Here is a 20,548-nt window from a genome sequence, read left to right on the forward strand (position 1 = left end):
CTCTCCCACGGGCTTGGTGTCCCAAAGGTGCATCGGTCTCCCATCCGCCACCGCAACAGGCATTACAGCCTCAACCGCGGATAAAGGGAAGTTACAAGGGGGTTCACTCAGTTTTGTGGTCGTGCACGGCAGATGCCGGGCCAGTCCCCTCTCCCCGCAAGCGGGGAGAGGGTTAGGGTGAGGGGCAGTCGCAAGAGCAGCAGCCAATCACAACATCGCGTCGTCGCCACTTCCACCACGCAAGTTCCCCGTACCCCCGCCTAACGCCCCGCTATTAACCCTCTTGCCTGAAACCGCTCGGCTTTCCACCTGCGATTAAATCCTTTTTAACCGAACCGATGATCTGCTTTGCCGACTGATCAACGGGCGGCGCGCTGCAGCGCCGGATTGCCGGTGCATGGCGCGGCATAGGGGTCGAGGGTGGATCGATGACATCGGCTGTTGCGGACATTCAGGCAAACAAGCAGGCCGGGCCGCTGATCGTGCATGTCGTGCGCCAGTTCCTGCCGAACAAGGGCGGCCTGGAAGACGTCGTTGCCAACCTCTGCCGCCAGCTGGTTTCCCGCGGCTATCGCGTGCGCGTTGTTACCTGCAACAGCCTGTTTTCCGATCCCGGCCGAAAACTCGCCGAAAGCGAGACCATTGACGGCATCGAGATCGTGCGCATACCCTGGTCCGGCTCCAGCCGTTATCCGCTGGCACCCAAGGTCTTCCGCCATCTGGCCGATGCCGATCTCATTCATGTCCACGCCGTCGATTTCTTCTTCGACGCACTGGCCTGGGGCAAGCTGATGCATGGGCGGCCGATGGTTGCCACCACCCATGGCGGCTTCTTCCATACGCAGAAATATGCCGCCATCAAGAAGGTCTGGTTCAACACGGCAACGCGGCTTTCCGCACTCGGCTATGCCTCCCTCATCTGTTGCAGCCAGTCCGACGCGCGGCTCTTTTCACAGATCGCCAACAGCCGCGTCCACCTGATCGAAAACGGCGCCGATGTCGGCAAGTTCTCCAATTGCGCTGCCCTGGAAGCGCGCCGCCGCATCGTCACGATAGGCCGCTTCTCGGTCAACAAGCGGCTCGACCACCTGCTTGATGTCATGACGGTGCTGGCCGCCCGCGAAGCAGAGTGGCATCTCGATATCATCGGCGCCGAATCGGATCTCGATCGCGCAACGCTGGAAAAGGAAATCGCCGCCCGCGACCTCGAACACAATGTCGCACTGCATGTCTCGATCGATGACGGCTCGATCCGCAACATCATCGCACGCGCCTCGCTTTTCGCCTCGGCCTCCGAGTACGAAGGCTTCGGTCTCGTGGCGATCGAAGCGATGAGCGCCGGTCTGCTGCCGGTGCTGAACGCCAACGAGGCCTATAAGGCGATGGCGGAAACCCATCCTGCCCTGATGCTGTCGGATTTCGCCGATCCGGAAGCCGCCGCCGATACGTTGACCGAAGCTTTCGACCGCCTCGAGGCCGACGATCTGAGCTTGCGGCAGGAGCTGCTGCGCGACGCCCGCGCCTATGCCTGGGACGAGGTCGCGCAGCGCTACATGGACATCTATGCCGAAACTCTGACCCCGAAGGGCAAGTCGCCTCAGTTCCTGCGCCACCGTGGCCAGGTGGCATAACCTTCCAGAATGCCGATGAGCCAGGCCCGCTTGTAGCGGGCGGCATCGCCATTGAAGCGCACCAGCGCCGCCAGCCAGCCGGCGACCGGACGAAACAGGCGGTAGCTGACATAATACAAGGGAAATGCCTGCTTGCGCATCAGAGCGCCGAAGCCGCGCCCGTATTTGCGCGCACGCTCCACCTGCCTCGGGCCATATTCGCTGGTGACCTGATCGTGATGGACGATCAATTCCGGGAAGAACATCGCTTGTCTGCCGGTGGCGAGCGCGCGCAGCAGGAAATCTGCCTCTTCGCCGCTCTGGAACGGTGATTCCGAACCGACGCCGAGATCCTCGTCGAAGCCACCGATATCGGCCAATGCGGGGCGGCGCACGAAGATGCCGTTGGAATTGCCGCACTTCAGATAATTCCAGCGCGTCAGCGCCAGCCGCGTCTCGCCCGTCGGGCTGACGGAAGCGAGACCTTCGGCGTCGAGCGTTCGGCCGGTGACAATCGCCAGGTTTGGATGGGCCGAAAACAGTGTCGCGGCTGTCGAAAGCGTCTCGGCCTCGTACCAGCAATCATCGTCGGGAAAACAGACATAGTCGCCCTCCGCGACCGCCATGCCGTTGTTGCGCGCCCGCGAAAGTCCCTTCGGCGAACGGACGTGACGAATGGGGAAGCAGGGGGAAAAGCGGTCGATCAGCTCGCGCAGCCGGTCGTCAGCATTCTGGTCGACGACGATAACCTCAAAATCCTTATGACTCTGTACCACCAGCGAACGGAATAGCCGCTCCAGCTGATCGAACCGATCGATCGTGCAGACGATGAGGCTGAACAATGAGACCCTCCGCACAAGCCTTGGAGCGGCCAACATCAGAAGGAATGAATATTAGCCGAAGTAAAAAATGAACTTAGCGCAGCATTAAACCCTAAATATTAAGGCATATGAAATAGAGCTGACGCTATCCCACGAAAAGCCGGACATATGCGGTAGGTTCCGGCAATTTGAGGAACGGTCTATCTTCATGACGAAGAGCATAATGGCAAATTCGGTTTTGAACGCGGCGGCGGGATTGACCCTGCTCGCGACCGGCTTTGCATGTTCGATCATCGCGGCGCGCCTGCTGGGGCCTGAAGCCAACGGCATCATCGCCTTTTCTCTGTGGCTGACGACGACGGGAGCACTGATCGCCGAGCTCGGCGCCGGCGTTACCCTGCTGCGCGTCCTGCCGCAGTTGAAGGGAAACGGCTATTCGAAGGAAGAGCGGTTGGGCTTTGCCGCTTACCTCCTACAGCCGACGATTCTCGCAACCGTCATCCTGCTCGCCGGCTATATCGCCTATTATTGGGATACGGAGCGTTTGCACTGGGCGGGCGATGCATCTGAAGTCATTGCCATCACGGGCGTATTCTTCGTTCTTCAGTCTCTCGGCGCCTACAGCAAGAATTATCTGATCGGCGAGCAGCAAGTCGGCGCATTCCTGCGCATCACCATAATAAGTTCGGCGTTGCAGCTCGTTACAGTTCTTGCGGGAGCGATCTTCTTCGGCGTCAGCGGCGCGCTCGCCGGCTATGCGATCGGCCAGCTGCCGATGTTCATCGCGACGCTCCGGATTGCGATCGCACGCAAGAACAGCTGCGGCGTCGGCCTTTCCGCTCTCATCGGCTCGTCGCTCATCCTCTCGATCGAACTCATCAACAGCTCGATTTTTCTCAATCGCATCGAACTCGTCTTCCTGCAGCGCTATTGGGGCATCGAAGCGGTCGGCTTTTACGCCGTCGGCCTGTCGCTTGCCAATCTGGCTCTGCAGCTGCCCGTACAATTAAGCGGCAGCCTTCTGCCCTATTATTCCGAGCAGATGCATGCGCGGGCATCGGACAAGCTGCCGGTCGAGGTCTTTGCCGGCGTGGCGCGCAGCATAGCCTATATCACCCTGCCGATGAGCTTCGGACTTGCAGCCATTTCGCCGGAGCTTGTCGTGACGATCTTCGGCCCGGCCTTTGCACCGAGCGGCGGCATGGTGGCACTGCTGTCCCTGACCGCGGTGCCCTATGTCTTCATGCAGATCTGCACGCAATATCTCTATTCGCTGGATCGCGTGCGCGAACGCACCATCCTCGGCGTCATCGCCAGCATTATCATGGTCATCGGCTGCGTCATCGCCGTACCCTTTTTCGGAGGCGAGGGTGCGGCGCTGGTCCGTCTGCTCGCCTTTGTCGCCCTGTGCCTAATGACGGTACGCCGCATGGAATTCGAAGGATCGACGCACGGTATGCTCATCAACCTTGCAAAAGTCACGGTTGCTGCCATTCTATGTGCGGTTGCAGCCTATGGTTTCGTTCAGGCGCTGACCGGTGTCGCAGGCCTCGTAGGCGCCATCATCGCCGGCGCGCTGGCCTATGGCATTGCGCTCAGACTGCTGAAAGCCGTTCCAGCCGAAGATATCGAGGTCATGCAGAAGATCGCGACGCGATTGCCTGCACGTATCAATCCGATTGCCACTCAGGCTCTGGCCCTATTGGCCCCACGCCGAATGTGAGGAGACTAGCATGGCTGGTTGGGGAGCCGCCGAGGAAAAAGACAAAGGAAGGCAGCCAAGATCGGCCGCGGCCCCGGTAACCTTCGCCGGAACGGTCGGCCTGTTCACATCAGCCATCGGACCTTCATTCGGCACCGCCGTCCTGTTTCTCAGCCCCTGGGGTTTCGAGGAAATGTGCGTGCGCAAGTTCTGGCGGATTCTGGCGGAAGATCTCGCTGATATCGGCGTCGCCAGCCTTCGCTTCGATTATGCCGGCACGGGCGATGCGCTTGATCTGGCCGATGAAGGCAAAGGTCTGGAGCCGTGGCATGAAACCGCTCTCGCGGCGGCAGAAAAACTGAAGGCGCTTTCCGGCTGCGAGCGCCTGATCCTTGTGAGCCAGGGCCTTGGCGGAACGATCGCGGCAACGCTCGCCGAACATATTCCCGGCATCGGCGGCATTGCCTTTCTCGCGCCCATCATTTCCGGCCGTGCCTACCTGCGCGAATTGACCGTCTGGTCCAAGATGATCGATGAGAGCATGGGGCTTTCCGAAGCGCAGCGTCAGACCGAGGGCGTTACCGTCGCGAGCCTCCGCATGCCCGATAGCGCCGCCGATGCGGTCAGAAAGCTGAATCTCATGACGCTTGACCGGCTGTGCACGCCGAATTGCCTGGTGCTGACGCGCCCCGGCCGCCCGGGAGACGACGATTTCGCGCGTCATCTCGAAACGCTTGGCCCCGAGGTCACGCAGGCCTCCTACGAAAGTTACGACGACCTCGTCTCGAACCCGACCATCGCCACCATGCCGACGACGGCCGGCCGGAAAATAGTCGAATGGGTGCAGTCGGTCGCCGGAAATACCACTGAAATCACATCGACCGAACTTACGCTGCCGGTCGCGGAATCTCTCATCGGCGAAGGCTTTCGTGAGACGCCGCTGCGTTTCGGCGTGGGAAACCGGCTGTTCGGCATTCTCTGCGAGCCGCAGGGTGCCCGCACGGGCGCAACCGCGCTACTCCTGACGACAGCCTATGACCGGCATGCCGGCTGGGGCCGGATGTCGGCCACCATGGCGCGCGCGCTTGCCCGGGACGGCATCGCCTCGCTGCGTTTCGATACGGCCAATGTCGGCGACAGCCCACCGCTTTCCGGCGCCCCCGAGCAGGTGCTCTATTCGCGCGACCAGCATCTCGATGTCGGTGAAGCACTGGATCTTCTGGAAAAGAGAGGCCTGCTGCCGGCCTATGTGGTCGGGCGTTGCAGCGGCGGCTATCTCGCCTTTCAGGCAGCGTTACGCGACACACGCTGCCGCGGCCTCATCACGGTTAATCCCTACAGCTTCCATTGGGACGAGAGCCGATCGGTCGATGAAGCCCTGCGCTTTGCTCCCCGGTCGCTGGAAACCTATGGGCGCAAGCTCCTGCAGATGGAAACGCTGAAGCGGCTCTTCGGCGGCCAGATCGATGCAAGGAGCGCCATCCTCAACATGGCGACCGGGCTCGGCCGGCGGGCGATACGAACGGCTCGCCACCTGCTCGGTGCATTCCCCATCTTCGCTGCGGCTCAGGGACCTGTGCTGGGTGGTTTCCGCACGCTTGCCAAGCGTGGCGTCGACATGTCCCTGATCTACAGCGCCCATGATATCGGGCTCGATCATCTGCATGACGAGTTCGGCGAGAACGGCGCAGGCCTGAAGCATTTTCCGGACATACGCCTCACCATCATTCCCGAGGCCGATCACAACCTGACGCCGCCCTATGCGCGTAAGGTCTATTTGAGAGAGGTCCGGGAGATGGGTTTGCGGCTCGCCAACCGATGACGCACAGGCTGGAAAACCGCCGGAAATGTTCGCCATATCCGACACTTGCTGTATAGTCGCTCCATGAGGCTCCTGATCGTCGAAGACAACCGCGAACTGGCATCCTGGCTCGGCAAGGCGCTGCGTCAGGCGCAGTATGTCGTCGATATCGCCTATGACGGCGAGGACGCCGAGCACATGCTGAAAGTGGCAGCCTACGCCATCGTCATCCTTGATCTGTCGTTACCAAAAATGGATGGACTGACGCTGCTGAAACGCCTGCGCCAGAGCGGCAACAAGGTGCCGGTCATCATCCTGACAGCCAATGCCAGCCTCGACGGCCGCGTTGCCGGCCTCGACAGCGGCGCCGACGACTACCTCGCCAAGCCTTTCGAGATTGCCGAACTGGAAGCCCGCATACGCGCGGCCGTCCGCCGAGGTCACGATCGCGCCGCCCCGGAGATCGCCGTCGGCGACCTAGTATTCGATGGCGGTACGCGACAATTCTATCTGGCAGGCGAAGCCCTGGCGCTGACGCCGCGGGAACACGCCGTGCTCGAACATCTGGTCATGAAGGCTGGCACCACAGTTACCAAGACGACACTTTCGGAAAGCGTCTTCGGCTTCGACGATCTCGCCGATACCAGCGCGATCGAGATCTACGTGCATCGTGTCCGCAAGAAGCTCGAAGGCAGTTCCGTGCAGATCGCGACGCTGCGCGGCCTCGGTTACCTCCTTCGCCATGCGCAATGACGAAGCTGCACCAGCGAAGGGAGTTCTGAGGCGCGCCGTCGGCGCGGTGACGACAAGCCTGCGGGCGCAACTCTTCGCCTGGGTCGTGCTGACCCTGATCGGCGCCATCTGCATCAACCTCTATCTGAGCTTCCGCTCGGCCGACGCGACCGCCAATCTCGTCACCGATCACACCCTGCTGGCTTCGGCGCGTGTGATCGCGGAGGCAGTGCGCGTCGATGCGAGCGGCACGGTGCAGATCGACATTCCGCCTGCCGCACTGGAAATGTTCGATACCGGCTATGGTGACCGCGTCTTCTATAAGGTGGTCACGGCGTGGGGGAACCTCATCGCCGGCTTTCCCGATCTGCCACGTCCGAAGCGGGATTTAAACGGCGAGGACATGACGTTTCGTAACGAAGGCGTCCGCGTACTCATGCTGAGCCATCCCGTTGTCGGCCTCGGTCAGGACAGCACGATTTCCGTGGCGGTCGCCGTGACACACAACAGCCAGTATGCCATGCGCCGCAGGCTTTGGCTGTCTGATTTCACCAAGCAGCTCGCGCTTGTCCTGCTTGCCGGGCTGGTGACCATCATCGGCCTGCAACGTGGTCTTGCTCCCGTGCTGCGGCTGCGCAACGCCGTGCGCGAGCGCGGCCGTCAGCGGCTCGATCCGCTGGATCCTCACATGGTACAGAACGAGCTTCGGCCGCTCGTCCACGCCCTCAACGACCACATGGAGCGGGTGCAGAACCAGATGGCGGCACAACGCCGCTTCGTCTCGAATGCCGCCCATCAGCTGCGCACACCGCTTGCCCTGATCTCGACCCAGGCAAGCTTTGCCGCGCGTGAAACCGACAATATCAGACGCGACGAGGCGCTGACGGCATTGCGGTCCAGCACACGGCAGGTGACGCGGCTTGCGAGCCAGCTCCTGACGCTCTCACGCGCCGAACCAGGCAGCCGCCGGCCCCGCAACGACACCATCGATCTCGCGGAAACCGCTCGGCGCGTGCTGGAAACGCTCGCCGAGGAAGCCCTGCGCCGCAATATCGATCTCGGGCTCGAGACGGACGAGACGGCGGTTCATATCGAGGGCGACGGCACAATGCTGCGCGAAATGCTGGTCAATCTCGTCGATAATGCGCTGCGCTACACGCAGCCGGGCGGCCGCGTGACGGTCGGCGTCGGCCGGGAAGGCGATACGGCTCTGCTATGGGTCGAGGACAACGGACCGGGCATCCCGGAACCCGAACGCACCCAGGTCTTCGAACGCTTCTATCGCATCATGGGCACCGAACCGGAAGGCAGCGGCCTGGGGCTCGCCATCGTCCGCGAAGTCGTCGATGGCGCCGGCGGCTCGGTCAGACTAGATGACGCACCCGGCGGCGGGCTGCTGGTCAGCGTGCGGCTGCCGGCTGTTTGAAAGTGCGGGCGACGGTTATGGTGGGCTAGTGCCCTCTCCCCGCAAGCGGGGAGAGGGTTAGGGTGAGGGGCTATTCGCAGAAGCATCGGAAGCACCTTGTCTGCGGTTCTTCCCATGCGAAACCAATCATAACTCTCCCTTAAATCAATAGCCCGCGGCCCCTCACCCCAGCCCTCTCCCCGCAAGCGGGGAGAGGGAGTCTACTATGGCCGCACAGCAAAAAGGCCGGGCGAAACGCCCGGCCCCTGGCCTTGGGAGGTCCAGAAAATCAACACTTAATGCGTGTCGAGGCTTTGCTGCGGACGCCAGCGGGTGATGCGGTTTTCGATGAGCGTCATCACATATTCGGCGCCGAGCGTCACCACCATCACCAGGATGATCGCGGCATAGAGGCCGGCGGCATCATAGGTGCCCTTGGCGATCGAGATCAGGTAGCCGATGCCGGCCAGCGAACCGACGAACTCACCGACGATCGCGCCGATGATGGCAAAGGAGAAGGAGATGTGCAGGCTTGCAAAAATCCAGCTCATTGCCGACGGCAGGATGACGTTGCGGGTCACCCGCCAGTTGGAGGCGCCGAGAATGCGTGCATTGGCGATCATGTTGCGGTCGGCTTCGCGAACGCCCTGGAAAGCATTGGCGAACACGACGAAGAACACCATGATGAAGGCCAACGCCACTTTGGACGCCAGGCCGAGACCCATGATCATCACGAAGATCGGCGCGAGAACGACGCGTGGGATCGAGTTGATCGCCTTGATGTAGATCGAGAGGATATCGGACGCCAGCTTGTTGCGGCCGAGGGCGACGCCGACGAGGACGCCTGTCACCGAGCCGATGATAAAGCCGATCAGCGCTTCTTCCATGGTGACGCCAAGATGGTACCAGAGGGAGCCGCTCTCAGTGCCGTCGACGATCCACTCCCAGAGACGCAGTGCGATGCCGTAGGGGCTAGAATAGAAGAACGGATCGATCCAGTGCAGATCGGAAGCGATCTGCCAGAGACCGAGGATGGCGAGCAGAATGCCGACCTGCCATGCCACGACGACATACTTGCGGCGCGTCATCGCCTTCAATGCTGCGGCTTCGATTTCCGCGTCCGAGGTGCCGGCGCGGAAGATCGGGGCATTGCCTGCTTCGAGAGCTGTGTTTGCCATGATCAATCCTCCCTTATGCCGCTTCCGCGGCACGGCGATAGCTGGTTTCGACCTCTTCGCGCAGGTCGTCCCAGATCGTCTTGCAATAATCGATGAAATTCTGTTCGTAGCGGATCTCCGAGACGACGCGCGGACGCGGCAGGTCGATCGTGTAGACCGATTTGACCGTCGCCGGGCCGGCCGTCAGCACATAGACCTTGTCGGCGAGCGCAACGGCTTCTTCGAGATCGTGCGTCACGAAGACGACGGAGGCCTGGCGTTCGGCCCAGAGCTTCAGCAGTTCTTCATGCATGACCGTGCGGGTCTGCACGTCGAGCGCCGAGAAAGGCTCGTCCATCAGCAGGATTTCCGGCTCGTTGATAAAGGTCTGCGCCAGCGAGACGCGCTTGCGCATGCCGCCCGACAGCTGATGCGGATAGTGATGTAGAAACTTGGAGAGACCGACGCGGGCAAGCCAATCCTTGGCCATCTTTTCAGCCTCGGCCTTCGACTTGCCGCGGAACAGCGGGCCGGCCATGACGTTTTCGATGACATTCTGCCAGGGGAAGAGCGCATCCGTCTGGAAGGCGAAGCCGACGCGCCGGTCGATGCCGTTCACCGGGCCGCCCATCAGGCGGACTTCGCCGGCGCTCGGCTTGGCAAGGCCGGTGACGAGATTGAGCGTCGTCGACTTGCCGCAGCCCGTCGGCCCGACAACGGCGACGAATTCGCCGCGCTCGACGGTCATGTTGAAATCGCGCAGTGCTGTCAGCGACTTGCCGGTCGGCGATACGAAACGGCGGCTGACATTGATGAGCTCTATCGCCGGGTTACGGCGTTCATTCTGTTGCATGGTGCTGATCCTGACGCGTGCCTTCAGGGCGTGCACGCAAAGCCCAGTGAACTGCAAAGTCTCTTGAACTGCCGCTTCCGGGGGTCTTTCTAAAAGCTGGCCGGAAGCGGCGTTCTGACTGCTTACTTGACGTTCTTCACGAATTCCGTCGTGTAGGTCTTCGACAGGTCGATCGTCTTGCCCTTGACGTTCTTGGAGAACTGCGAGAGCACGGCGAGCACCGTCTTCGGACCATCTTCCGGCATCACGCCGTCGGCCGTGAACATTTCCTTGCCGGCGTCGAGAGCCTTGATGTAGCCGTCCTTGTCGCCGACGTAGAAGTCCTTCGGCATCTTCTCGGCAATTTCAGCGGCGGAATGCGTATGGATGAAGCGCAGCGTCTTGACGAAAGCATTCGCGAGCTTCTGCACTTCTTCCTTATGAGCGTCGACCCATGCGGCATCCATATAGAGCGAAGCCGCCGGATAGGTACCGCCGAGCGCCTCTTCGGTGCCCTTCAGCGTGCGCAGATCGACGAGGATCTTGGCTTCGCCGGTCTTGAGCAGGCGCGAAATCGTCGGCTCGGTGGTCATGCCCACCTGGATGGCGTCCTGCTGCATGGCCGCAATAAAGGTCTGGCCGGCGCCGACCGGAACAGGCGTGATATCGGCCGGCGAGAGGCCTGCCTTCGACGCCATGTAGAGCGTCAGGAAATTCGTCGACGAGCCGAGGCCGGTAACGCCGGCGCGCTTGCCCTTCAGGTCGGCGAAGGACTTGATATCGGGATATTTGGCCGAAACCAACTCGACTTCGCCCGGTGCCTGACTGAACTGCACGACGGACTTGATGAACTTGCCCTTGGCCTGCAGGTCGACGCAATGGTCGTAGAAGCCGACGACGCCCTGAACGGCGCCGGCGAGCAGCTGGTTTTCGGCGTCGACGCCGGCGGATTCGTTGAGGAGCTCGACCTCGAGGCCTTCATCCTTGAAGTAGCCAAGCCCTTCGGCAAGCTTGGCCGGCAGATAGATCTGCTTTTCGTAGCCACCCACCATGATGGAAATCTTGTCGGCAGCATTGGCGGCCGTGGCTGCAAGCGAAGCAGCAGTCATGACGAGGGAAAGGGCTACGGTATGAAAAAACGTGCGCGATGGACGCATCAATGTCTCCTCCTGTTTTAATTCTTGCGCCATACGACGCGCTGGAAAGGCGCTTCCTCCACGAAGCTCAGCAAACCTAGCGCGGGCAACCTTTCAGTCAGCTTTCAGTGCGCAACCCTGCGAGGGAACATTGCGATTTTATGAACGCGGACGCCGACGGCTCGAATATGCCGCCGGCGCCGGAAACGCTACTGCGCGCTATTTGGCGTTTTTGACGAACTCCGTCGTGTAGGTCTTCGACAGATCGATCGACTTGCCCTGAACATTCTTGGAGAATTCGGAAAGCACGGCAAGAACGGTTTTCGGACCATCTTCCGGCATCACGCCATCGGGCGTGAACATGGCCTTGCCGTTTTCGAGCGCCTTCACATAGCCTTCCTTGTCGCCGACATAGAAATCCTTGGGCATCTTGTCGGCGATCTCGGCGGCCGAATGGGTATTGATGAAATGCAGCGTCTTGACGAAAGCATTCGCAAGCTTCTGCACCTCCTCCTTGTGGTCCTTGACCCAAGACTCCTGCATATAAAGTGACGCAGCGGGATAGGTCCCGCCCAGAGCGGCTCTTGTTCCGTCCATCGTGCGCATGTCGATCAGAACCTTGGCCTCGCCGGTCTTCAGAAGGCGAGAGACTGTCGGCTCGGTCGTCATGCCGGCCTGGATGGCATCCTGTTGCATGGCCGCGATAAAGGTCTGGCCGGCACCAACCGGAACGGAGGTGAATTCTCCGAGCTTCAGGCCAGCCTTGATGGCCAGATACTGGGTCAGGAAGTTGGTCGAGGAACCAAGGCCGGTGACGCCGAGGCTCTTGCCCTTAAAGTCTGCAGGAGATTTGATTTCCGGATGCTTGGCCGAAACCAGCTCGACTTCGCCCGGCGCCTGGCTGAATTGCACGACGGATTCGACGAACTTGCCCTTGCCCTGAAGGTCGATGCAATGGTCGTAGAAGCCGACGACGCCCTGGACGGCACCTGCCAGCATTTCGTTTTCCGCATCAACGCCTGCCGGCTCATTGAGAAGTTCGACGTTCAGCCCCTGCTCCTTGAAATAGCCAAGCCCTTCGGCAAGCTTGGCCGGCAGATAGATCTGCTTTTCGTAGCCTCCCACCATGATGGAAATCTTGTCGGCTGCCTGTGCCGCCGTTGCCGCAAACCCGGCGGCGGCTACCGCAAGGGAAAAAGCCGCGGAATATCTGAGAATGCTGGATGCACGCATGAAGTCCTCCTCTCCAATTGTGTACCGCGCCGATTGACAACGGCACGGCACGCGCTTCCTCCTGAAGCGGAAAAGACATGCACGCCCAACCTTTCATTGAGCTGAAAGCAACTCCTCGGCTATCGGAGGTTCGCTTCGAATGGCTGCGGTTTCGCGCCCGTTGACGGAAGTCGGACTTCCATACAACGGCAAGCATTGCCTATCTTGGCATTTCCCGCATTGCGACTATTTAAGGTAAAGTGCTTTCATTGGGAGGGATCATCGATGAGGATCATTGCCGCAGCCCTTGTGTTGATGACGATCACGATAGCCGGGCCGGCATCGGCGATTTCCCGCTACGAGTCGCTCGGCAAAACTTGCGCATCGGTGCAGCAACTGATTGCCGCCGAACGGGCGGTGATACTGCGTTATCCATCGTCCCGTGGCGGTCCCGCTCTCTACGACCGTTATGTGGCCGGCCGCGGGCAATGCGACATCTCCGACTATGCCAGCCGCAGCTATGTGCCGACCAAGGATAATCCGGCCTGCCCCGTCTATAATTGCAAGCCGTCCTCGATCTTCAATCCGCATTGACGCGAATCAGCTTTTCTGCGGTTTATGCGTGTACGGAGTTACAAAACTCAATATAAAAAGACTTTTAGTTGAGCTCCACCCACATTTAACGCACATTTCGCGGGCAGATAGAGCACGCGCCCTTTATCGCGAAGGGTCAAAATATGGTGTAATCCGCCAGCCCTGTTTGAATAAGGAGATTGCGCAGTGAGTGCAAAAGTACCGAACCCGATCGATGCCTATGTAGGCTCTCGCGTCCGCACGCGCCGTCTTATGCTTGGCATGAGCCAGGAGCGGCTTGCCGAACAGATCGGCGTGACATTTCAGCAGGTGCAAAAATACGAAAAGGGCACCAATCGCATCGGCGCCAGCCGGTTGCAGGCGATTGCCGGCGTGCTCGCCGTACCGGTTGCCTTCTTCTTCCAGCAGGATAATTCGCAGCCCCTGAACACCGATGGCCTCGGCGCAATCAACGGCCTGGAAGATCTGTCGGATTTCCTGACGTCCAAAGAGGGCTTGAGCCTCAACAAGGCGTTCATGAAGATCAACGATCCAAGCATTCGCCAGTCCGTGCTGACGCTGATCAAATCGCTGGCAAGTGCTTCTGACGCGCTGCCGGATCACCTCCCGCGCGCAACGAACGTATCGGTCGGCCTGCGCAACTGAAGCAATTTGCGCAAAAATGCGCAGCGCTTTTGCGACAGCGACATCAAAACCTGAAGCGCAAGAAGCGGATTTGAGAGATCGCGATGCGCTTCAGGCCCTGAGTTCCCGCCGAGAATTTCAGTCCGTCTAGCCTGGCATCGGCTCGCAGAGAGCCGCGAAGATCGACATCCAGGCGGCACCAAAATCGCGCTGATAGCGGAAGCATGGGCGGATTTTGCGTGCAAATGTTCGATGTGAGGCTCCTTCCTACCCCTTGCAGGCCGCATTTCACGCCTTGAAATTGCAAAATCAAGAAATCGCCGCAATCACGCATCGTGTCACGCCGCATGTCACGCGCCAAGCTGCAAAACATCCGTTACGGTTTGCTGATGTTCCCGGCCAGACACGATTCGTCTGCCGGGAACGGGGGCAATAGAGGGCACGAAATGACAGCAGCACTTCCGATCGACGCAGCATACCAGGATCCGGACTCGCTCAAGGAACTGGCATCAATCGCTCGGCTCATCACTTATGCACGGCAGAGCGCCAAAAACCTGAATGCGGAATTCCCGGTCTGGTGCCTGGATTTGGCGCTCGGGGCCGTGCTGCAGGAAATGTATGAAAATGGCTTGCCCAATCCCTTGTTCGAAGAGGGAACGGACATAGCAAACGTGGTGGCACACTGAATCAGAGTAATCCCGGCCTTTGCCGGATACGGAACGATGCCGGTATGGCTCAGCAAGCCATATCGGCATTGCTCTTGGTGAGCTGAATCGTCGAGATGGCAGGCCGAAAGCATGTCGCACAGAGCCTGCAGCGGCTTTGCGACAATGGCCTCCATAAAATCAAACCCCACGCGCGGGAAGCGAATTCAAAGATCACGGCGTTCGGAAGCTACCTTTGCGCGGCTGGACGCCGGCGGTAAAAATCGCGATGCAATGGCGCAGATGGCGCAACCGCGTTTCGCGGTCGGGCCAATCCTTCGGACGCCCCGGCCTCGAAATCATCGCATCGAAGATCATGCTCATCAACATGCGCGCTCCGCTTGCCGCATCGGCAATTTCGATCAAGCCGCGCCGCTGCTGCTCGACAAGCCAATCCGTCAGCAACTGCCGTGATGGTCTGGCGCCATAAGTGTGCAGTAGCCTGGCGATTTCAGGAGATTGCTGCGACTCACTGATGGCAAGGTGAATGAAGGCGTCCCGTTCGCGCTCCTGATCTTCATCGATGTCGATCATGAATATCAGCTCGAGCGCCTTGTCGAACGGCAAATTCTCCTCCGTGGGCCGCGGCAGAGCCAGCATCGATGCGCGATGCTCAGCAATGATGGCCTTGAAGAGATCGGTCTTGCTCGGAAACAATCTGTAGAGGGTCTGCTTCGAAATCCGGCACCGGGCAGCAACCAGATCCATGGTTGTGCCGCCGTAACCCAGCTCATAAAAGGTTGCGCGCGCCTCCGCGACGATCTCCGCGCTGCGCGCATCGTCGTTCACGGTTTTCGGACGGCCGCGCGGGCGGGGCTTAGCCACCTGGTCGGCCTTGGCTGCTCGTTCCTTTGTCAGCACACCGTCTTGACCCCAACAGCCGAATACGATTGACATTTGAAGCCGTACAAATATTTTCTGTACGACTTGGTACTATAAATAAGGCAACAGGAAATAGCAACGTGCGAAAGCTCGCCCCTCCCACTTCTGCAGTCGCATATCCGGCGATACCAGCCCGCCTTACGGTTGGCCGCGGCTCGCTGACCGCCGTCGGAATTGTCGCCGCGATGTTACTGGTGGGCTGCAACCAGCAGAATTCCGCCCAGAACACCGCTCCCGCCGTCAAGACGGAAGTGAGCGCGATGTCGCTGCATCCGCAATCCGTCGCCATCACCGCCGAACTGCCCGGCCGCACCAGTGCCTACCTCGTCGCCGAAGTGCGGCCGCAGGTCGGCGGCATCATCCGCAGCCGCAATTTCAAGGAAGGCAGTGAGGTCCGGGAAGGCGACGTGCTCTACGAGATCGATCCGTCCTCCTATCAGGCATCGTATGACAGCGCCGCAGCCTCATTGCAGAAGGCGGAGGGCGCCGTGCCCAGCGCCCAGGCCAAGCTCGACCGCTACAAGGGCCTGAGCGCCCAGAACGCGGTCAGCAAGCAGGATTTCGATGACGCGCAGTCCACGCTCGTCCAGGCTCAGGCCGATGTCGCTTCCGCCAAGGCGGCCCTGGAGACCGCCCGCATCAATCTTGATTATACCAAGATGAGAGCGCCGATCTCCGGCCGCGTCGATGCGTCCACCGTCACCGTCGGCGCGCTCGTCACTGCCGATCAGACAACGGCGCTGACCACCATTCGTCAGCTCGATCCGATCAATGTCGATGTCACGCAGTCGAGCACCAACCTGCTCGAATTCCGCCGCGCCGTCGCCGACGGCCGGCTGAAAACGAGCGGCGACAACGTTTCCGTACATCTGACGCTTGAGGACGGCAGCCAATACAAGGAAACCGGCAAACTGGAATTTGCCGAATCCTCCGTTGCGGAAACGGTCGGCACCATCACCGTGCGCGCCGTCTTCCCCAATCCGGATCGCATCCTGCTGCCGGGCATGTATGTTCGTGCCACCATCCAGGAAGGTATTGCCGAAAACAGCTTCCTCGTGCCGCAGCGCGCCGTGACCCGCAACACGAAGGGCGAACCGATCGCCATGTTCGTGACCGCCGAGGGCAAGGTGCAGCAGCGGGTGTTGAAGGTGGAACGCAGCATCGGCAACAGCTGGCTTGTCAACCAGGGCGTTGCCGATGGCGATCGCGTGATCGTCGAAGGCGTCCAGCGTGTTCGTGACGGTCAAGAAGTCACCGTTTCTCCGGTAACGATTGACGATGCGACCGGCGAAGTGAAGCAGGCTGCCGCCGATAGCAAACCGTCTACGGAGCAGGCCGGGCTGGAAAAGACCGATATGAAAGCCGCCTCCGGCGCGCAGAAGTGAGGTTAGACGATGTCTCGTTTTTTCATCGACAGGCCGATCTTCGCCTGGGTGATCGCCATCGTCATCATGCTGGCGGGCGCACTTTCGATCTTCACGCTGTCGATTTCGCAATATCCGCAGATCGCACCGACGACAGTCAGCATCAGCGCCACCTACTCCGGGGCTGACGCGGCAACCGTCGAAAACTCGGTGACCAAGGTCATCGAGCAGGGCATGACCGGTATCGACAATCTCGACTACATGACATCGACATCGACCTCGACGGGTCAGGCCTCGATTTCGCTGACCTTCACCAACAAGGCCGATCCCGACGTCGCGCAAATGCAGGTACAGAACAAGCTGCAGCTCGTCACCGCGCAACTGCCGCAGACCGTTCAAAATACCGGCATCGTCGTCTCGAAATCGACCTCGAACTTCCTGATGGTCGTCGGCTTCGTGTCGACGGATGGGAAACTTAACTCGAACGATCTTGCCGATTACGTCTCCAGCACCCTGAACGACACGCTGAAGCGTATCGAAGGCGTCGGCAATACACAGATCTTCGGTGCCGGCTATGCCATGCGCATCTGGGTCGATCCGGACAAGCTTGCCAAATATCAGCTGATGGTGAGCGACGTAACGAGCGCAATCCAGGCCCAGAACTCGCAGGTCTCGGCCGGCCAGTTGGGTGCCCTGCCGCAGCGCAAGGGCCAGCAGCTCAATGCGACAGTCACGGCGAAGAGCCGCCTGCAGACGCCGGAGCAGTTCGAAAATATCATCCTGAAAAGCCAGTCCGACGGCTCGCTGGTGCGCATCAACGATGTCGCCACCGTGGAACTCGGAGCAGACAGCTATACGACGTCGACCACCTATAACGGTCATCCTTCCGCCGGTCTTGCGGTGATGCTCGCCTCCGGCGCCAACGCCATCAATACGGCCGAAGCGGTGCGGACAGCCATCGGCAATATGAGCGAGACCCTGCCGCCGAATGTCGAGATCGTCTATCCCTACGATACGACGCCGTTCGTGAAGCTGTCGATCGAAGACGTGGTCAAGACGCTGTTCGAAGCTATCGTGCTCGTCTTCATCGTCATGTTCGTCTTCCTGCAGAATCTGCGCGCCACGCTGATCCCGACGCTCGCCGTCCCCGTCGTGCTTCTCGGCACCTTCGGCGTGCTGGCGATGTTCGGCTATTCCATCAACACATTGACCATGTTCGGCATGGTGCTGGCGATCGGCCTTCTGGTCGACGATGCCATCGTCGTCGTCGAGAACGTCGAGCGCGTCATGGAGGAAGAGGGATTGTCGCCGCGTGAGGCGACGATCAAGTCGATGCAGGAAATCACCGGCGCACTGATCGGCATCGCCACGGTCTTGTCGGCCGTGTTCATCCCGATGGCCTTCTTTTCCGGTTCGGTCGGCATTATCTACCGGCAGTTCTCGGTGACGATCGTCTCGGCGATGGTGCTGTCCGTCATCGTCGCTCTTATCCTCACGCCAGCTCTTTGCGCCACCATTCTCAGACAGCCCAAACATGGTGCGAAGGAAAAGGGCGTCTTCGGCTGGTTCAACCGCAATTTCGAGCGGGGAACACGCAGTTATCAGCGCGGCGTCCACCGCATGATTCGCATGACCGCCGTTTTTCTGCTGATATTCGTCCTGATCGGCGTCGGCGTCGGTTATCTCTTCAACCGCTTGCCGAGCTCCTTCCTTCCGGACGAAGACCAAGGCATTCTGCTGACGGCGATCCAGCTGCCTCCAGGCGCCACGGATTCCCGTACCTGGGCGGTACTCGACCAGGTGAGAGATTATTATCTCAACAACGAGAAGGACTATGTCGAGGGCGCATTCGCAGTCGCCGGATTCGGATTCAGCGGTCAAGGCCAGAATGTTGGTCTCGTCTTCGTCAGGTTGAAGGATTTCGATCAGCGCAAGACGCCGCAGTCGAAGGCACAAGCCATCGCCGGTCGCGCCATGGGAGCCTTTTCCAAGATCAAGGACGGTAGCGTCTTCGCGCTGGCACCGCCGGCAATCCCCGGCTTCGGCAGCTCGAGCGGCTTCGACTTCTTCATCAAGGATATCAACGGCGCCGGCCATGAAGCGCTCATAGCGGCCCGCAATCAGCTGCTTGGCGCAGCCGCACAGAACCACAAGCTGTTCGGAACGCGTCCGAACGGCCAGGAGGACACGCCGCAATATTCCGTAAACATCGACCAGGAAAAGGCGAGCGCGCTGAACATCGGCCTTTCGGATATCGACACGACGCTGTCGACGGCCTGGGGCGGCACCTATGTCAACGACTTCATCGACCGCGGCCGTGTCAAGAAGGTCTATGTCCAGGCCGACAAGGATTTCCGCATGCAGCCCGAAGACCTGGGCCGCTGGTATGTGCGCAATTCCGGCGGCGACATGGTGCCATTCTCCGCTTTCTCGAGTGGCGAATGGACCTACGGCTCACCGCGTCTGGAGCGCTATAACGGCTCGTCGGCGGTCGAGATCCTCGGCTCCGCGGCGCCTGGCGTCTCCTCGGGCGACGCCATGAACGAGATCGACAAGATCATGGCGAGCCTGCCGCCCGGCTTCAGTCATGAATGGACCAGCCTGTCTGCCCAGGAAAAGCTTTCGGGCAACCAGGCGACCCAGCTCTATGCGATCTCGATCCTGGTCGTCTTCCTGGCACTCGCCGCCCTTTACGAGAGCTGGTCGATCCCGCTTGCCGTCATGCTGTCGGTGCCGATCGGCATCTTCGGCGCACTCTTGGCAGCCACCATTTTCGGCCAGTCGAACGACGTCTACTTCAAGGTCGGTCTGCTGACAACAATCGGTCTGGCGGCAAAGAACGCCATCCTGATCGTCGAATTCGCCATCGAGCAACAGAACCAGGGCAAGAGCCTGATCGACGCAACGCTGGAAGCATCCCGCCAGCGCTTGCGACCGATCCTGATGACCTCGCTCGCCTTCATCCTCGGCGTGCTGCCGCTGGCGGTCGCCAATGGGGCCGGTTCCGGCAGCCAGAACTCGATCGGCATCGGCGTCATGGGCGGCATGATTTCGGCGACCGTGCTCGGCATCTTTTTCATCCCGCTGCTCTTCGTCTCCGTCCGCCGTATCTTCAAGGGCAATGTTCGGTCGCCGGCAGGGCGGGAGGCTGGTAACCCTGACGTGGCGCATTAAGGTCTCTCCACTCGCTCTCTCGAAGCAGAGAGCGAGTGGAGATCTCGATCGGGTATCGGATGCTTCGTCTTGATTTGCCAAGATTGTCATCAATGATTAATATGCAATCATTGATGATGGGATACTTCCATGGCCAGTATGACGATCCGCAACATCGACGATCATTTAAAGACCCGACTGCGCATTCGCGCGGCTGCACATGGGCGATCGATGGAGGATGAGGCGCGAGACATTCTGCGGGCGGCCTTGTCGACCGAAGAAAAGCGTCAACCCAACTTGGTTGAGACAATCCGTCGCCGCATGGCTGCGAGTGGTGGGGTCGTGCTGGATATGGCTCCGCGTGAACCAATCCGACCGGTCGATCTCGATCCATGATCGTTCTCGACACAAATGTCATTTCTGACCTATTGGCACCATCACCATCGCCAATGGTTGAAGCGTGGCTCGCCGCCCAGCCTCCTCTCGCCATCTTTACGACGGCAACGACGCAGGCGGAAATCCTTTACGGTCTCCGGCTGCTGCCTGCGGGCCGACGCCGAAGCGAATTGGAAGCTGCTATTCTCCCGATATTCGAAGAGGATTTCGCCGGAAGAGTTCTCCCCTTCGATAGCGAAGCCGCGGGAGCTTATTCCTTCATTGCAACATCGCGGCGTCGGGCCGGCAAGCCGATCAGCCAGTTCGATGCTCAGATCGCCGCAATTGTAGCGTCGCGAGGAGCAACCCTTGCCACCCGCAACGTGTCGAATTTCCTGGACATCGGAATAGCTGTCGTCAATCCGTGGGATTATCAGGGCTGAT

18 protein-coding genes are annotated in these 20,548 nt (G+C 60.2%); 12 read left to right on the forward strand and 6 right to left on the reverse strand.

All coding sequences use genetic code 11. The features are described from left to right. Positions 1–428 precede the first annotated feature (428 nt). Positions 429–1,631 carry a glycosyltransferase family 4 protein gene (locus PH562_RS27435; protein WP_285176864.1) on the forward strand — a complete coding sequence of 401 codons (1,203 nt, stop codon included), beginning with the start codon at positions 429–431 and terminating at the stop codon, positions 1,629–1,631. Here the strand turns inward: PH562_RS27435 and PH562_RS27440 are convergent. Further along, positions 1,598–2,452, reverse strand: a complete 855-nt coding sequence (locus tag PH562_RS27440; protein ID WP_285176865.1) for a glycosyltransferase family 2 protein — start codon at positions 2,450–2,452, stop codon at positions 1,598–1,600. The two genes, PH562_RS27435 and PH562_RS27440, sit on opposite strands and share 34 nt — an antisense overlap. A gap of 187 nt (positions 2,453–2,639) precedes the next feature. On the opposite strand from PH562_RS27440, the gene PH562_RS27445 reads away from it, so the two are divergent. The 4 genes from PH562_RS27445 (at position 2,640) to PH562_RS27460 (ending at position 8,092) form a co-directional block, all read left to right on the forward strand. Continuing rightward, positions 2,640–4,154 (forward strand): lipopolysaccharide biosynthesis protein, encoded by a 1,515-nt coding sequence (locus tag PH562_RS27445; RefSeq protein ID WP_285176866.1) that lies wholly within the window; start codon positions 2,640–2,642, stop codon positions 4,152–4,154. 10 nt (positions 4,155–4,164) lie between these two features. Continuing rightward, positions 4,165–5,955 (forward strand): alpha/beta fold hydrolase, encoded by a 1,791-nt coding sequence (locus PH562_RS27450; protein ID WP_285176867.1) that lies wholly within the window; start codon positions 4,165–4,167, stop codon positions 5,953–5,955. 63 nt (positions 5,956–6,018) lie between these two features. Beyond that, entirely contained in the window at positions 6,019–6,687 is a 669-nt protein-coding gene (locus tag PH562_RS27455; RefSeq protein WP_285176868.1) for a response regulator, read from the forward strand. Further along, entirely contained in the window at positions 6,677–8,092 is a 1,416-nt protein-coding gene (locus PH562_RS27460) for a sensor histidine kinase (RefSeq protein ID WP_285176871.1), read from the forward strand. The genes PH562_RS27455 and PH562_RS27460 overlap by 11 nt, the downstream gene beginning before the upstream one ends. Positions 8,093–8,367: 275 nt before the next feature. On the opposite strand, the gene PH562_RS27465 is transcribed toward PH562_RS27460, so the two are convergent. From PH562_RS27465 to PH562_RS27480, 4 genes are all read right to left on the reverse strand, one after another. Further along, positions 8,368–9,249, reverse strand: coding sequence for an ABC transporter permease (locus PH562_RS27465; RefSeq protein WP_113231415.1), 882 nt, complete (start codon positions 9,247–9,249; stop codon positions 8,368–8,370). A gap of 13 nt (positions 9,250–9,262) precedes the next feature. After that, entirely contained in the window at positions 9,263–10,081 is an 819-nt protein-coding gene (locus PH562_RS27470) for an ABC transporter ATP-binding protein (protein ID WP_285176872.1), read from the reverse strand. Between the two features lie 122 nt (positions 10,082–10,203). Beyond that, on the reverse strand, positions 10,204–11,217 hold the full coding sequence (locus tag PH562_RS27475) for an ABC transporter substrate-binding protein (protein WP_015341541.1): 1,014 nt from the start codon (positions 11,215–11,217) through the stop codon (positions 10,204–10,206). Between the two features lie 198 nt (positions 11,218–11,415). Then, the gene (locus tag PH562_RS27480) at positions 11,416–12,429 is read right to left on the reverse strand and encodes an ABC transporter substrate-binding protein (RefSeq protein ID WP_285176873.1); all 1,014 of its coding nucleotides are present in this window, start codon (positions 12,427–12,429) and stop codon (positions 11,416–11,418) included. 264 nt (positions 12,430–12,693) lie between these two features. On the opposite strand from PH562_RS27480, the gene PH562_RS27485 reads away from it, so the two are divergent. From PH562_RS27485 to PH562_RS27495, 3 genes are all read left to right on the forward strand, one after another. Continuing rightward, positions 12,694–13,002, forward strand: coding sequence for a hypothetical protein (locus PH562_RS27485; RefSeq protein WP_285176874.1), 309 nt, complete (start codon positions 12,694–12,696; stop codon positions 13,000–13,002). A 186-nt stretch (positions 13,003–13,188) separates the two neighbouring features. Continuing rightward, a complete protein-coding gene (locus PH562_RS27490; protein ID WP_113231410.1) occupies positions 13,189–13,647 on the forward strand; it encodes a helix-turn-helix domain-containing protein in 459 nt (152 codons plus the stop codon). A gap of 425 nt (positions 13,648–14,072) precedes the next feature. Beyond that, positions 14,073–14,312: a hypothetical protein gene (locus PH562_RS27495; protein ID WP_075853552.1), complete on the forward strand. Its 240-nt coding sequence runs from the start codon at positions 14,073–14,075 to the stop codon at positions 14,310–14,312. A gap of 192 nt (positions 14,313–14,504) precedes the next feature. Here PH562_RS27495 and PH562_RS27500 read toward each other — a convergent pair whose 3' ends face one another. After that, positions 14,505–15,155, reverse strand: a complete 651-nt coding sequence (locus tag PH562_RS27500) for a TetR/AcrR family transcriptional regulator (RefSeq protein WP_285176875.1) — start codon at positions 15,153–15,155, stop codon at positions 14,505–14,507. Between the two features lie 137 nt (positions 15,156–15,292). Between PH562_RS27500 and PH562_RS27505 the strand changes: the two genes are divergently transcribed. From PH562_RS27505 to PH562_RS27520, 4 genes are all read left to right on the forward strand, one after another. Continuing rightward, positions 15,293–16,597: an efflux RND transporter periplasmic adaptor subunit gene (locus PH562_RS27505; protein ID WP_113231408.1), complete on the forward strand. Its 1,305-nt coding sequence runs from the start codon at positions 15,293–15,295 to the stop codon at positions 16,595–16,597. A 9-nt stretch (positions 16,598–16,606) separates the two neighbouring features. Further along, on the forward strand, positions 16,607–19,750 hold the full coding sequence (locus PH562_RS27510; protein WP_285176876.1) for an efflux RND transporter permease subunit: 3,144 nt from the start codon (positions 16,607–16,609) through the stop codon (positions 19,748–19,750). Between the two features lie 129 nt (positions 19,751–19,879). Next, positions 19,880–20,125, forward strand: a complete 246-nt coding sequence (locus PH562_RS27515) for a FitA-like ribbon-helix-helix domain-containing protein (RefSeq protein ID WP_285176877.1) — start codon at positions 19,880–19,882, stop codon at positions 20,123–20,125. Beyond that, positions 20,122–20,547: a type II toxin-antitoxin system VapC family toxin gene (locus PH562_RS27520; protein WP_285176879.1), complete on the forward strand. Its 426-nt coding sequence runs from the start codon at positions 20,122–20,124 to the stop codon at positions 20,545–20,547. Before PH562_RS27515 ends, PH562_RS27520 begins: the two co-directional genes overlap by 4 nt. Position 20,548 lies beyond the last annotated feature (1 nt).

The organism is Rhizobium centroccidentale (genome assembly GCF_030182565.1).
Taxonomy (GTDB): Bacteria; Pseudomonadota; Alphaproteobacteria; order Rhizobiales; family Rhizobiaceae; genus Rhizobium.

What these genes read in the sequence shown, in the direction of transcription:
- PH562_RS27435 (WP_285176864.1), top strand. Translation starts at nt 429, where the DNA reads ATGACATCGGCTGTTGCGGACATTCAGGCAAACAAGCAGGCCGGGCCG.
- PH562_RS27445 (WP_285176866.1), top strand. Translation starts at nt 2,640, where the DNA reads ATGACGAAGAGCATAATGGCAAATTCGGTTTTGAACGCGGCGGCGGGA.
- PH562_RS27450 (WP_285176867.1), top strand. Translation starts at nt 4,165, where the DNA reads ATGGCTGGTTGGGGAGCCGCCGAGGAAAAAGACAAAGGAAGGCAGCCA.
- PH562_RS27455 (WP_285176868.1), top strand. Translation starts at nt 6,019, where the DNA reads ATGAGGCTCCTGATCGTCGAAGACAACCGCGAACTGGCATCCTGGCTC.
- PH562_RS27460 (WP_285176871.1), top strand. Translation starts at nt 6,677, where the DNA reads ATGCGCAATGACGAAGCTGCACCAGCGAAGGGAGTTCTGAGGCGCGCC.
- PH562_RS27465 (WP_113231415.1), bottom strand. Translation starts at nt 9,249, where the DNA reads ATGGCAAACACAGCTCTCGAAGCAGGCAATGCCCCGATCTTCCGCGCC.
- PH562_RS27470 (WP_285176872.1), bottom strand. Translation starts at nt 10,081, where the DNA reads ATGCAACAGAATGAACGCCGTAACCCGGCGATAGAGCTCATCAATGTC.
- PH562_RS27475 (WP_015341541.1), bottom strand. Translation starts at nt 11,217, where the DNA reads ATGCGTCCATCGCGCACGTTTTTTCATACCGTAGCCCTTTCCCTCGTC.
- PH562_RS27480 (WP_285176873.1), bottom strand. Translation starts at nt 12,429, where the DNA reads ATGCGTGCATCCAGCATTCTCAGATATTCCGCGGCTTTTTCCCTTGCG.
- PH562_RS27485 (WP_285176874.1), top strand. Translation starts at nt 12,694, where the DNA reads ATGAGGATCATTGCCGCAGCCCTTGTGTTGATGACGATCACGATAGCC.
- PH562_RS27495 (WP_075853552.1), top strand. Translation starts at nt 14,073, where the DNA reads ATGACAGCAGCACTTCCGATCGACGCAGCATACCAGGATCCGGACTCG.
- PH562_RS27510 (WP_285176876.1), top strand. Translation starts at nt 16,607, where the DNA reads ATGTCTCGTTTTTTCATCGACAGGCCGATCTTCGCCTGGGTGATCGCC.
- PH562_RS27515 (WP_285176877.1), top strand. Translation starts at nt 19,880, where the DNA reads ATGGCCAGTATGACGATCCGCAACATCGACGATCATTTAAAGACCCGA.
- PH562_RS27520 (WP_285176879.1), top strand. Translation starts at nt 20,122, where the DNA reads ATGATCGTTCTCGACACAAATGTCATTTCTGACCTATTGGCACCATCA.